The 13,562-nt window shown below is 45.6% G+C and carries 8 protein-coding genes; 1 reads left to right on the plus strand and 7 read right to left on the minus strand.

The window, feature by feature from the left end; all coding sequences use genetic code 11:
• Window positions 1-64: 64 nt before the first annotated feature.
• Complete coding sequence (locus tag AC2A4J_RS05975; protein ID WP_484175311.1) at window positions 65-2,056, plus strand: methyl-accepting chemotaxis protein; 1,992 nt, start codon at window positions 65-67, stop codon at window positions 2,054-2,056.
• Window positions 2,057-2,111: 55 nt separating this feature from the next.
• On the opposite strand, the gene AC2A4J_RS05980 is transcribed toward AC2A4J_RS05975, so the two are convergent.
• The 7 genes from AC2A4J_RS05980 to AC2A4J_RS06010 all read right to left on the minus strand — a co-directional run bounded on the left by AC2A4J_RS05980 (window position 2,112) and on the right by AC2A4J_RS06010 (window position 13,456).
• Window positions 2,112-2,525: a hypothetical protein gene (locus AC2A4J_RS05980; protein WP_484175312.1), complete on the minus strand. Its 414-nt coding sequence runs from the start codon at window positions 2,523-2,525 to the stop codon at window positions 2,112-2,114.
• A gap of 104 nt (window positions 2,526-2,629) precedes the next feature.
• Window positions 2,630-4,015, minus strand: coding sequence for a DEAD/DEAH box helicase (locus AC2A4J_RS05985; RefSeq protein ID WP_255826309.1), 1,386 nt, complete (start codon window positions 4,013-4,015; stop codon window positions 2,630-2,632).
• A gap of 191 nt (window positions 4,016-4,206) precedes the next feature.
• Entirely contained in the window at window positions 4,207-5,088 is an 882-nt protein-coding gene (locus AC2A4J_RS05990; RefSeq protein WP_484175313.1) for a transglutaminase family protein, read from the minus strand.
• A complete protein-coding gene (locus AC2A4J_RS05995; protein ID WP_484175314.1) occupies window positions 5,085-7,664 on the minus strand; it encodes a circularly permuted type 2 ATP-grasp protein in 2,580 nt (859 codons plus the stop codon). Before AC2A4J_RS05995 ends, AC2A4J_RS05990 begins: the two co-directional genes overlap by 4 nt.
• Before the next feature lie 28 nt (window positions 7,665-7,692).
• Complete coding sequence (locus AC2A4J_RS06000) at window positions 7,693-11,058, minus strand: transglutaminase family protein (protein ID WP_484175315.1); 3,366 nt, start codon at window positions 11,056-11,058, stop codon at window positions 7,693-7,695.
• Window positions 11,055-11,999 carry an alpha-E domain-containing protein gene (locus tag AC2A4J_RS06005; RefSeq protein WP_484175316.1) on the minus strand — a complete coding sequence of 315 codons (945 nt, stop codon included), beginning with the start codon at window positions 11,997-11,999 and terminating at the stop codon, window positions 11,055-11,057. Before AC2A4J_RS06005 ends, AC2A4J_RS06000 begins: the two co-directional genes overlap by 4 nt.
• Window positions 12,000-12,001: 2 nt before the next feature.
• Window positions 12,002-13,456, minus strand: a complete 1,455-nt coding sequence (locus AC2A4J_RS06010) for a circularly permuted type 2 ATP-grasp protein (protein ID WP_484175317.1) — start codon at window positions 13,454-13,456, stop codon at window positions 12,002-12,004.
• Window positions 13,457-13,562 lie beyond the last annotated feature (106 nt).

The following is a 13,562-nucleotide window of genomic DNA, read 5'->3' on the forward strand; positions in this document are numbered from 1 at the left end:
ACTGGGCATGCAAAGTGCATATTTTGATCTAAGCTTTCTTAAAAACAACGACAAGGAGTGGCTAGTGGCCTTATTCTCAAATCTAAAAGTGTCTCAATCGGTAGCCATTGTTGGTATTTTACCATCGCTGTTTGCCATTATTATTGTTGGCTTTTTAGTGAAAGATTTAAATGAAGGTGTTCATGAAGGTCATGTCGCAGAAGACATGGTGAAGTTGTCGTCTGTTTTAGATGGTGTGGCTCATAATTTTGCAGTTGAACGGGGTTTGAGTGCCGGCTTTTTAGGCAGTAAAGGCAATAGCGGAAGAGATGCTTTATTGGCTCAACGTAAAGTGGCGGATAATGCGGAAGCAACATTGAGAAACTTAGAGAGTGGTTCTTTTGAAGAGCTTACTTCTGAGCGTCTAAATCGTTTACGAATGCCTGTTTTGGCTATGTTGAAAGACAAGAATCAAGTTCGGCAAAAAGTCGATGCTTTGGCAGCAGATAATGGCGCGTTTGATTTTTATTCAGAGGTGAATCGCCAAGCATTAAATTCCATTCAACGCGTTATTTTGGACATTAGCAATCGAGATATTGCCAAAGCGCTAGAGGCTCGCTTAAGTCTATTGTGGATGAAGGAGCGTGCAGGTCAATATCGTGGTGCTTTAAATGGTGTGTATGCAGCTAAGTCTACAACATTAAAGCGTCAGTCTCAGATTGCTGCTTTCATTGAAGATGAGAATCATCAGTTAGAACACTTTATGGTGACGGCGTCAGATAAAGAAGAAGCATTACTGAATGCGGCGATGAAAAATGATAATTGGAAGGCCGTCACACAGGCGACAGATGCTTTTTTGGCGATGAAGGATGTTTCTACTGTAAATGGCCCAGCAGATTGGTTTGGACTTGCTACGGCGAAAATAGGTTTGATAAAAGGAGTTGCAGATAAAATTAGCTCCGAAATTAATAATCTCAGTGCTGCGTTAACGTCTCGCAGTGAACTTTATCGTAATGGTTTGATTATTGGTTTTATTGTACTGATTACACCGGTGATTTTCTTGGCGTTCTCGTTGACACGTTCTCTGTCCAAACGGGTGGAGCGTATTAGCCAAGCGTTATCAAATGTCTCTTCAGAGCGTAATTTGGTGGGACGAATTGAGAATACGTCAAAAGATGAGTTGGGCGAGATTATTCAATATTTAAACATGCATTTAGACCATTTGAGTGAATCTTTTCATTTGATGGTAGATATGGCGTCTGAATCAAAAGAAAGTATGAATGTACTAAGTGGCTATTCGAAAACTGCACTACAAGAAACCAAAGACCAGTTTAATCAAACGGACCTTATGGCATCCGCAGTAGAAGAAATGTCGCTGACCAGTAATACTATTTCTCAGGATATGCAATCCTCTGCAGAGGCTACGGAAAGTATTCGTCAGCAAAGTACTCAGGGTTCAGAGCGTATGGAGATGATTTTGCAATCCATCGCAAATTTGTCTTCCGAAGTGGAAGGGGGGCATAAAGCGGTGCAGTCCGTGACCAATCATACGGAAGAAATCAGCACTATATTGCAAACCATTGAGTCCATCGCTGAGCAGACCAATTTACTTGCTTTGAATGCAGCCATTGAAGCCGCTCGAGCTGGAGAGCAAGGTCGAGGTTTTGCGGTAGTGGCGGATGAAGTGAGAACACTTGCTCAGCGTACGCAAAATTCAACTGAAGAGATTCGTTCGATGATTGAAGCCTTGGTCGGTTCTGGCAAGAGTGCACTGCAATCAATGGGACAGTGCGCCAGCATGGCAACGGAAACGTCGAATGTTGTGACTGAGAATGTCACTATGATGCAAGGCTTATTTGAGGCGATTGAGCAATTAGCACAAACTATCGAGCGTGTCGCTACTGCGTCAGAAGAACAATCTCAGGTGTCGGAAGAAATTAATAAGAATATTCAAAATGTCAGCGAGCGTTCTGAGCGAATTCTGGATATGGTGAACAAAACGGATGAAGGTTCTGTTCAGGCTGGAGAGCGTTTTGAAAGTGTATTGAAAGAAATTAGCTCTTATAAGCTGAGCTAGTTTTTGTTCAAAGTGACATCTGTTTCTAAAATTGAGAATCAGATGTCACCCTCTTCTAATAGGTCTGCTCAATATTGTTTTTTTCCATAAAAGCTTCGCTACCAAAAGCGCCTAGTAAGGTGCCTAATGAAATAGACAGTGCGATGATGAAAATAAGAGATTTGATCGATGGGTTTTTTATTCGTTTTCTTAGGGTGAAGTAAGAGAGTAGTGCCGCTAAATATAGAGCGGCAGCATTAAGGTTAAATAAGAAGTAAAAAATTATCTCAAATGCCCAAAGCGACTCACTACTTTCAAACTGGTTGATCGAGTGCTTCATATACAGAAAGGCGAGAAGGATGGCGGCAATCGTTGGTAATATTTTATAAGCAAACAGTTTTTCCTCTTTCAATAAGACATAACCCATTCGAAAAGAGAAAAGAAAGCAGACTAGCCAAAATAAAAACAGCGGAAGGATGATTATGCCCATAACACGTCCTTGATGATGGTGAGTTTCGTTAAGCGTTTTTGCAAAAAAGCCACAGAGAGATAGTCTCACTGTGGCTTCATATATACTAGCAGATTAGTCGAGTATTAATCTGGTTTACGGTTACGACGTGCTGGCGCTAGAGGCTTGCTACGTAGACCTTGTCCCGGTGTCATTTCAGCTTTCGGGGCGGCTGGGCGACGGTTACCAGACTTAGGTGCATTACCTTTAGCTGGATTGCCACCTTGCTTTGCGCCATTGCCTTGTCTTGCTGCACCCTGTTGATCACGTGGTGATTTCGGCTTTTTAGGCTTGTTTGGTTTGATCGGGCGCGTATCCAGAGTGGTATCAGGCAACATGTGTGTTGGCATGAAGTCATCTTCATAGCGGCGTTCAATAAGCTTCTGAGTTAAGCGTTCAATAGCGCGTAATTGATCCAGCTCGTCAGCGGCAACCAATGAAATTGCTTTGCCTGTCGCGCCTGCACGGCCAGTACGACCAATACGGTGAACGTAATCTTCAGCCACGTCTGGTAAGTCAAAGTTGACCACGTGAGGTAGCTGTTCGATGTCTAGTCCACGAGCGGCGATGTCAGTAGCCACAAGAATACGAATGCGGCCTTCTTTAAAGTCTGATAAAGCGCGAGTACGTGCGCCTTGGCTCTTATTGCCGTGAATCGCACTAGCACGAATGCCGGCGTCTTCTAGTTGTTTGGTGATCTTGTTGGCACCGTGTTTGGTGCGAGAAAATACCAAGGCTTGATCCCAGCGGCCTTGGGCAATCAGTTGAATTAACAATTCAGTTTTACGTTTTTTGTCGACAGGGTGTAACCATTGTTCAACAGAAACGGCTGTCGCGTTGCGTGGCGTAACGGAAATTTCAACAGGGTTGTTTACCAAGCCCTTTGCTAGCTGGCGTATTTCTGGAGAGAAAGTCGCAGAGAACAATAAGTTTTGGCGTTTCTTCGGCAAAATCGCTAGGATTTTTTTGATGTCATGGATAAACCCCATGTCCAACATGCGGTCGGCTTCGTCAAGAACAAGAACTTCTAGTTTGTCGAAACGTACCGCTTTTTGGTTGTACAAATCCATCATACGGCCAGGCGTAGCGATAAGAATATCCGCGCCGCGGCGAAGGGCCATCATTTGAGGGTTGATTTTTACGCCACCAAATACGACGGTCGATTTAAGGCCTAAATGTTGGCCGTAGTTCTTTACGCTTTCTGCGACTTGAGCGGCGAGTTCTCGTGTTGGTGTTAGTACTAAGGCACGGACTTGATTGCTTTGCGCGTGTTCGCCTTTACTTAGAATTTCAAGCAAGGGTAGGGTAAAACCGGCTGTTTTGCCTGTCCCTGTTTGGGCCGCGGCCATCACATCTTGGCCTTCAAGAATGGCAGGTATTGCCTGAGCCTGAATTGCAGACGGCTCAGTATAGCCTTGATCTTCAATGGCTTTTAGGATGGGGGCAGAAAGCCCAAGTTTGTCGAAACTCATAGATGTTCTCATGTTTTATAAAGGCAGGTGCAAAGCTGAAAAATCAGGTTATGCAAGAATTTCGCGAAGCTTACCTTATATCGGCTCTACATGCTATGTAGTATGACTTTTGTCCGATAATTGTACACTTTTAAACGGTGCTGCAATTGGGGGTTATGCCCTTATTATGATGAGCAAAGAGCTGGTGTTCGTTAGACTCGTCTTACGTCCACTGATACGGCCAACTGCTGAGAACCTCCGCCTTCAAAGATAACACCTTGCAATGGTGTGACATCGGCATAATCTCGTCCCCATGCGGTGACAATATGTTGGTCGCTTGGCATCAAATCATTAGTTGGATCAAATTCTACCCAGCCTAATTCTGGAATAAGTACGGCGAACCAAGCATGAGACGCATCAGCACCAACAAGCTTTTCTTGCCCCGGTGGTGGCAAGGTTTCTAAGTAGCCGCTCATATAGCGTGCTGGAATGCCAACCGAGCGCAAGCAGCCAATCGCTAAGTGGGCGAAATCCTGACACACGCCGCTGCGTTGTTTAAGAACTTGTTCAAGTGGTGTCGCAACGGTGGTAGTTGTTGGGTCGAATTTGAACTCGGAGAAGATCTTATGGGTGAAAGCCAGCGCCGCTTGCAAGACTGGTTTGTCATCAGCAAAAGTACTTTGCGCATAGGCTTTTAGATCTTCTGAGCAGCGTATTTGCGGTGAATCCAATAAATACTCTTTTGCCATGCGCAGTTCGGGAGTATTTGGATTGTCTAATTGCGCACGTAATTGGCCACAAGTCAGAGTGCTTTGTGTTTGCCACTGGAGTACATCTAACGGCGAAATTTCAAAGTCGGTGGTGACATCAATAACCAATTTTTTATGGGCTTCTTGAATTGAAAAATAAAACGTCTGATTACCAAAATAATCTTCGCCATCGTTTTGATAAACTGGCGGCGGATTGATTTGTATTTTTTGATTTAAACAGTGTTGATTGCGTGTATCTCGCGGCAATAAGTGAGCCATGTTGTAGCATAGACTCACAGGTGCCCCATAGCTATATGCTGTTATATGACGAACGCGGTATCTCATACGTTGGTTCCTCTGATGGCTGCCGTCAATGACTGTGGGCCAGCGGTATGGTCAAAATACTTATCGCTAATGAGGACTGTGAATTGCTCAAGTTGATCTAAAAGCTCAGTCATCAGTTGTTCTAACTTCAGACGGCTTTGGCTGTCTATGTCTACTTCGGCAAGCTCTTCCAAATCGGCAAGTTGAATATCATTTAGCGATTTTAAAATAATTTTATTTTCAGGGCTTAGACCTGCCGTAGCTGTCTCATTTCTGGGCAGTTCTCTTATGTATTTGCGTAGCTGTTCTACTTGATAAAGCAAAGAGCGTGGATTGGTGCCATCGATCATTAATAGATCTAATCCATAAGCCACGCGAGCACGATTTCGGTAGCGACGACGGAAGGAAATAAGGGCTTCTACGCTTAATAAAACAGATTCTAGAATTTGCTGCTGAGGCCCTGATGATAAAGGCTTAGTTAGTGCCGAGCGTAACAAGGTAGCGGTTTGCAATGCGCGTTCTGTCCGGCGACCAATTTCCTGAAACGTCCAGTCTAGTCCGCGCAACATGCTTTCATGGTTCAACCCCGACAGTGCCAATAGGGAAGTGACTAGGCTGTCTAGCGATTCTTCCGGCGCGGGAGGTAAACCATTGGTATAAGAGCGATCTAGCTCATGAATATGATCACGCAACTCATTGATGATGATACGAGTGTCAGCAGACAGCATTTCTTTAACTTGCTCACCACAACTTAACATGGCTTGCAGGTTGGCTTTGACTGATCCCGCACGACTGCCATCCGTAATGATAGAAACGAGCTCGGCATCAGGGTTGGCAAGCAGTTTTTCATCCGCTTTTATAAAACCGGGTAAGCAGCCAGTTTGTGTCGATACCATTTCAAGCAACATGCGACGGCTTTCTTCTGGTAGTGGATCAATACCATTCATTTGTTTAAAAATGGTACGTAGCAAGCGCATACTGATTTCGGCGCGTTCGGCATAACGGCCCATCCAGAATAAGTTTTCTACCACTCGGCTTGGTAAATTTGATTGTAAGGCTTCGTCTTGTAGCAGCACTTGGTCTGTGAGTAAGTTACTTGGCGCTTCGGGTTCCGCTGCGATGATCCAAGTATCTTTACTTTTGGAGCTGGACATATTGGTGACGATGGCTTCTTTCGTCGATTCACCAGCACGAGACAAACCGCCGGGCATAACCGTGTAGCCTGTTGGGCTAGCAACGGTGAAAGCGCGTAACAGGCTCGGTCTAGCTTGTATCTTTCCATTTAACCAAATGGGTGACATGGAACCCGGTACATAGTTTTGTGCTGCATATAAATGCGGGGCTTTTTTAATTTTTTCTATCGTATTAAGTTTTTGCTTTTCGCTTAGCGTGTGGCCATAAATACTGTTGCTGCTATTGCTACGAATCGCAGGCTTGATAATCAGGTTACTAAGATTGGCGATCACATAATTTAAATCGTCTTTATCACCACACCACCAAGTTGCTACAGAAGGTAAAGTAAGTTGTTCGCCTGTCAAAAACTCACTGATGGCAGGCAAAAATTTTACTAATGCTGGCGCTTCTAAAATACCGCTGCCCAATGGGTTAGCAAGTACAACATTTCCTGCTCGAACCACTTCTAATAAGCCTGGAACACCAAGGAAAGAATCCGCTCTTAGTTCGGCTTGATCGCAATAGGCATCATCGACACGACGCAAAATTACATCGACACGAGCTAAGCCGTTTAAGGATTTCATCCAAACTGCGCCATTACGTACGGTTAAATCGCTGCCTTGAACTAATGGAAAACCAAGGTAGTTTGATAAGTAAGCTTGCTCGAAATACGTGCTGCTGTAAGCGCCGGGAGACAGCATGACGATACGTGGCGTATCAGTCCATTGGCTGGCAAGAGACGACAGCATGTTTTTGAAGGATTGAAAAAATCCTGCCAGACGACGTACTTGACTATCACGGAAACTGTTTGGAATAACACGAGACACAACTGTTCGATTTTCCAGTGCATAACCGGCGCCATTTGGTGCTTGGGTCCGATCGCCAATAACTTGAAATTGGCCATTATGGTCACGAACCAGATCCACGGCATGGTGCAGTAATTGATGAGCCCCTGGAACCATAACTCCGTGGCATTGGCGTAAAAAACCGGGATGACTAAAAATAATCTCAGAAGGAATAATGCCGTTTTTCAGTAGTTCCTGCGGGCCATAAAGATCTTTTAAAATGAGATCCAGTAAGTTTGAGCGCTGAGCTAAGCCCTGCTCAATCTCAAGCCACTCATCGGTTGGAATAATATTGGGAATAAGGTCCAGCGACCAAACACTGGGTGTAAGCGGGTCGCTGGTTAAATTGTAGGTAGCTCCGTCTTCACGAAGAATACGCTGGACACGACGTTGTCGGTCGAGCATTTCTTCGTCTGAAAGACTGCTTATGTTGCGCAGCAAGGTTTCCCAATGCGCGCGCGGTTGGCGATCTTCCGTGAAGGCCTCATCATAAGCATTTATCGGTTTATCATAGGCGGAAGATAACGTCGGTTTTTCATCGATGACCGACGTTATAAAAGTACCTGTTTGAAGTTGCATAATGTGCTTGAGCCTAAAAAATTAATTATTAGAGAACATTATACTGCTTCCTTAGATCTAATGTATGAGGATATTCATTCATTGGCTCTTCTGCTGGTGGCGACATAGTGCGAGGCTCGTCTCCATTAGGGTAAAAAGCGCGTAATGCACTAAAGGCCGGAGGTGGAGATAGCGTGCCTTGAGTGAAGCCATGATCCCAAAAACGGTTAACTCGACGGGCTTCCGCTTCGTTGCTGTTGACCGGTACATTATCATAGGTTCGTCCACCAGGATGAGACACATGATAGGTACAACCGCCCACAGATAAGCCATTCCAGGTATCAATCAAGTCGAATATGAGCGGTGTGTCTGTGCCCAATGTTGGGTGCAACGCAGATGGTGGCGCCCACGCTTTGTAGCGGACCGCGCCAACGTATTCGCCTTTGCGACCGGTGGAACGAATCGGCACGCGGCGACCATTACAGCTCAATACGTAACGTCCATCGGTTAAACCGGATAGTTTTACCTGCAAGCGTTCGACGGAAGAGTCCACATAGCGAGCGGTGCCCGATCCAGTGATTTCTTCACCAAGAACATGCCAAGGCTCAATTGCCCAACGAAGTTCAATTTCCATGTCATCAATTTGCTGACGACCGTAATGAGGGAAGCGGAATTCTTCAAACGGAGCTAGCCATTCAAGTTTGAACGGGAAGCCATGGCGCTGCAGGTCTTCGACCACTTCTTTCACATCTTGCCAAACAAAATGCGGCAGCATGAATTTATCATGCAAGCTGGTGCCCCAACGAACTAAAGGCTTTTTGTACGGTTCCTTCCAGAAACGTGCCACGAGGCAGCGCAACAGCAGCATTTGCACGAGCGACATATGCGGATGTGGCGGCATTTCGAAGCCACGGAATTCTAATAAACCTTGGCGACCACTGGCGCTGCCAGCCGCGTAAAGCTTATCAATACAAAATTCAGAGCGATGGGTGTTGCCGGTGATGTCGACCAGCAAATTTCGCATTAAACGATCGGCTAACCAAGGTTCATCTACTAAGCCTTCCGGTATGTTTTGGAAAGCAATTTCCATTTCATACAAGGCTTCATCACGGCCTTCGTCTGGGCGCGGCGCTTGGCTGGTTGGGCCAATGAACATGCCAGAGAAAAGGTAGGACAAGCCAGGATGATGCTGCCAGAAGGTGACTAAACTTTGTAATAATTCAGGGCGGCGCAACAAAGGACTGTCTGCTGGAGTGCGACCACCCAGTGTCACGTGGTTACCACCACCAGTGCCTGTATGGCGACCATCCAGCATGAATTTTTCTGCGCCAAGGCGAGAAAGATAAGCTTGGTGATACAGGGTTTCAGTATTGTGAACCAATTCTTTCCAGCTTGCCGCTGGGTGAATGTTCACCTCGATAACACCTGGATCTGGCGTGATCAAAAACTTTTGCAAACGTGGGTCTTTTGGTGGCTCGTAACCTTCGACAACGATAGGTTTATCAAGGGCTTTTGCTACCGCTTCAAGATGCTCAAGAACCGCGACAAAATGTTCAAGATGCGTCATGGGGGGCATGAACACATGCAAGCGCCCATCTCGTGGTTCGATACACAATGTGGTACGAATCACGTTTTTAAGTGTTTTCTCAGGAGCTAACGCTGGTTTTGATGGTGCTGTTTTTTTAGCGAAGTGCTGTTTGGCGACGCTGTCTAGTACTGCGTTGTCTTTTTTGTTCGCTAAAGGTTGACGAGGATCGAACGGATCTCGTTCAGGAATGCGATCTTCTTCCGCTTGCGCAGGTAAAGAATTCAGCGGCAAACGATAGCCCATTGGGCTGTCGCCTGGAATCAAGGTGATAACGTCACTGCGCATCGGCCAAAGTGAACTGTTCCAACGATTGTTTACTGTATCGAACTCTAACGGTAAAACGTAGCCTGTTGTAGTGCTTAAACCACGGCTAAGCAGTTTCGCTAGACGGCGGCGCTCTAAGTCGTCTTTCAAATCGGCTTTGGTTGGGTCTGCATCTGCGGGAAGCGATTGCTCCATCCACAAATAATACAGGGTGTCTTCGTAAGTACTTTGAAGGTATTGCTTATCCAGTGCGAGCTTATCACACAAGAGTTCACCAAAGGCTTGTGCGTCTTTGATGGTGTGTTTGTAGTCTTTGTCTACGCGCGCTAAATATTTCGGATCATTCCACAGGGCTTCGCCGTCGGTGCGCCAGAAACAACCCAGTGCCCAACGCGGTACTTCTTCACCCGGATACCATTTGCCTTGGCCATAATGAAGTAGGCCGTTAGCACCGAATTCTTGCTTCATTTTGATTAGCAAGTCTTTGGCTAATTTGAGTTTTTCTGCACCCAATGCGCCGGTGTTCCACTGTTCTGAATCCATGTCGTCGATGGATACGAACGTTGGCTCACCACCCATTGTCAGACGGACGTCACCGTCTTCAAGCTGTTTGTCGACCGCAAAACCTAGGGCTTTGATGGTGTCCCATTCGCCTTCGGCATAGGGTTTGGTTACACGAGGATCTTCATGAATACGAGTCACAATGTTGCTGTAACTAAATTCGCATTCACATTCGTCTATTAAGCCTGTGATCGGTGCTGCGGAAGCTGGCTCTGGAGTACAAGCTAATGGAATGTGACCTTCGCCAGCAAACAAACCAGACGTTGGGTCTAATCCAACCCAGCCTGCGCCTGGTAAAAAGACTTCACACCATGCGTGTAAGTCGGTGAAATCTTCTTCGGGGCCTGATGGGCCGTCGAGTGCTTTCACATCAGAGGTTAGCTGAACAAGATAGCCAGATGCGAAGCGCGCTGCTAAACCAAGGCTGCGAAGAATTTGTACCAATAGCCAAGAGGTGTCTCGACAAGAACCTTTTTTCAGGGTCAGAGTTTCTTCGCAGGTTTGAACGCCAGGCTCTAGGCGGATTCCGTAGCCAATATCTCCCGCTAAGCGACTATTGATTGCTACGAGGAAATCGTTGATTGGTGTGTTTTTACGATCAACGGTCGAAAGCCATTTATCTAATAAAGAGCAAGACTCGGTGACTTGTAAATAAGGTTCTAGCTCTTTTTTCAGGGCTTTGTCGTAGGCAAAAGGATACTCTTCTGCGTAGCTTTCCACGAAGAAGTCAAACGGGTTGATGACCGTCATATCGGCGATCACTTCAACGTAAAACTCTAACTTATTGGTTTTTTCAGGAAACACTAAGCGAGTTTGAAAGTTACCAAATGGGTCTTGTTGCACATTAAGAAAATGCGTTTCTGGCAGCACTTTCAATGAGTAAGCGTGAATTTTTGTTCGTGAGTGCGCCGCCGGTTGCAGTCTTAACACGTGGGGAGCCACGTTGATAAAACGATCAAACTCGTAGGTAGTCTTGTGCTGTATTGCGACTCTAATGGTCATGCAGCGTCTCCTTGCCGAAAATGAAACCAGTTTTCGGTGATCTGGTGATTTATTTCGATAATGGCAATCTGTATATCATTGAGATGGTTATGGAAATCTTCATCCAAATCTTCTGAGCTATGGATTGGGTAATCAAACTCTAAAAGTTTATCTACCTGAGCGGTAATCAAACCTGCGCGGGGTAATTTTGTCGCCGCTTCACCTATTTGCCCCAAACAGTAAGCCAAAGACCTTGGGAAACAAAGGTCATTCATCAAGAATGTCGTTGCTTTCGCTCCGTTGATAGAGGTTCGAACGGTGCGACGATAATCCAAATACGCACTTTGAGATTTTAATACTTTTGACCAAGTCACTTGGCCAAGTTGTATTCGCGCCTCTGGCTCTGATTGCAGCATTAATGACACAGCGGCATCCAGAATACGGGTTCCCATGTCGGCTCGCTCTAGATAGCGGCCCATAATGAGAAAGTGCCAGCCTGAATCACGTCTCATGGCGCCAGCAAATAGGCCGATGATTTTTTGACAGCCTTCAATGATGGTATTGAGAAAATCATGGCGACCTGAGCGGTTGATGCCTTGTTTTATATTCTGTTGTGCGTATAGATCCAGCTCGTTTATCAGCTCCCAAGTTTCTCTGGGAACAGCATCACGTGTAGTACGAATATTTTCTTTAACCATTTTCAATGATGACAACATGGAGTTGAAGTTGGTGTCATCGGCTAAAAGAAATTTCACCACGTTGCGTTCGTCTTTGACTTTATAGCGTTGTTCGAATAATTCTTCACCACTGAGTATCTCGATTAAGTTATACCAAGATACTTCGATGTTTTTTGGCAGGTCGAACAATAGGTCGTCATAAACACTGACCAAGCGGGCCGTGTTTTCAACGCGTTCCAAATACCGTGCGCTCCAATATAAGCGTTCTGCGACTCTAGATAACATGATTACTGCCCCTTTGTTTCAACAATCCAAGTGTCTTTACTACCACCACCTTGTGACGAATTAACGACCAAGGAGCCTTTTTTCATTGCGACGCGGGTTAAGCCGCCAGTGGTAACGTAAGTATCCTTAGCTTGTAAGATGAATGGACGAAGGTCTAAGTGGCGAGGTTCTAGCACACCTTTGGATATAAGCGTTGGTGCGGTGGATAATTTCAATGTTGGTTGAGCAATGTAATTACGAGGATTTTTAGTAATTAGCTCAGCAAACAGTGCTTGTTCTTTTTTGGTTGAATGAGGACCAACCAGCATGCCATAACCGCCAGATTCGTTGGCTGGTTTAACCACCAATTTATCTAGGTTAGCAAGGACGTAGGCTCGCTGTTCAGGATCGTCACATAAGAAAGTTTCGACGTTGTTAAGAATTGGCTCTTCGTTTAAGTAGTAACGAATAATAGCTGGAACATAAGCGTAAACGACTTTGTCATCGGCAACACCAGCGCCCGGTGCGTTTGCTAAGGCGACATTGCCTGCTCGCCATGCACGCATGAGACCCGCAACACCCAGTACAGATTCTGGATCAAAGGCTTCTGGATCGATGAATAAGTCGTCAATACGACGGTAGATCACATCCACACGCTCTGGCCCATCGATGGTTTTCATATAGACGCAGTCGTCGCTGTCGACAAACAAATCACTGCCTTCTACTAATTCCGCGCCCATTTGTTGCGCCAAGAAAGCGTGTTCAAAATAAGCGGAGTTATAAATACCCGGTGTTAACACTACGATCTCAGGGTTTTCTATGTCTCTTGGAGACAAAGACGCCAAGGTGTCAAACAATTGCGAGGTATATGAATCGACCGGTAAGATGGATTCGTTTTCAAACAATTCAGGGAGAACACGCTTGGTAATGGCGCGGTTTTCTAGCATGTATGATACGCCAGAGGGCACACGTAAGTTATCTTCTAAAACAAAGAAGTCGCCGTTTTCATCTCGTACTAAATCGGTACCACAAATATGTGCCCATACGCCGTAGGCTGGTGATACGCCAACACATTCTGGTCTAAAATTTTTGGAGTCTTTAATAATGTGTTCTGGGATGATGCCGTCTTTAATGACGTTTTGGTCGTGGTATAGATCGTTGATGAAAAGGTTAAGGGCGGTGAGGCGTTGTTTTAATCCTGCTTCAGCTATTTTCCAGTCTGAGGCTTCTATCGTGCGGGGAACTATATCGAAGGGCCATGCTCTGTCTATATTGCCTTCCTCTGTGTAGACCGTGAAGCTGATGCCCATTTCTTGTATTGTTGCTTCGGCAGTGAGGCGCCTCTTTTCTAGTTCGTCTTCTGAAAGACTGTCTAGATATCCCAAGAGTTGTTTTGCAGGAGATCTTGCTGTGCCTTTGTCATCAATTAACTCGTCAAAAAAATCAGCTGACTGATAATGGCTCGTTAGTTTTTCCATGTATACCTCGTTCTCTTTATCAAGCCGGAGGTGGGTGCTTTAAACTTGCACACATTTGCGTGCTCTTTTTGTGCATCCGCCCCACATTGGGGAGACTTCTTTAGTT

It is taken from the genome of Marinomonas sp. ATLA20, from assembly GCF_057180105.1.

What these genes read in the sequence shown, in the direction of transcription:
- AC2A4J_RS05980 (WP_484175312.1), bottom strand. Translation starts at nt 2,525, where the DNA reads ATGGGCATAATCATCCTTCCGCTGTTTTTATTTTGGCTAGTCTGCTTT.
- AC2A4J_RS05985 (WP_255826309.1), bottom strand. Translation starts at nt 4,015, where the DNA reads ATGAGTTTCGACAAACTTGGGCTTTCTGCCCCCATCCTAAAAGCCATT.
- AC2A4J_RS05990 (WP_484175313.1), bottom strand. Translation starts at nt 5,088, where the DNA reads ATGAGATACCGCGTTCGTCATATAACAGCATATAGCTATGGGGCACCT.
- AC2A4J_RS05995 (WP_484175314.1), bottom strand. Translation starts at nt 7,664, where the DNA reads ATGCAACTTCAAACAGGTACTTTTATAACGTCGGTCATCGATGAAAAA.
- AC2A4J_RS06000 (WP_484175315.1), bottom strand. Translation starts at nt 11,058, where the DNA reads ATGACCATTAGAGTCGCAATACAGCACAAGACTACCTACGAGTTTGAT.
- AC2A4J_RS06005 (WP_484175316.1), bottom strand. Translation starts at nt 11,999, where the DNA reads ATGTTATCTAGAGTCGCAGAACGCTTATATTGGAGCGCACGGTATTTG.
- AC2A4J_RS06010 (WP_484175317.1), bottom strand. Translation starts at nt 13,456, where the DNA reads ATGGAAAAACTAACGAGCCATTATCAGTCAGCTGATTTTTTTGACGAG.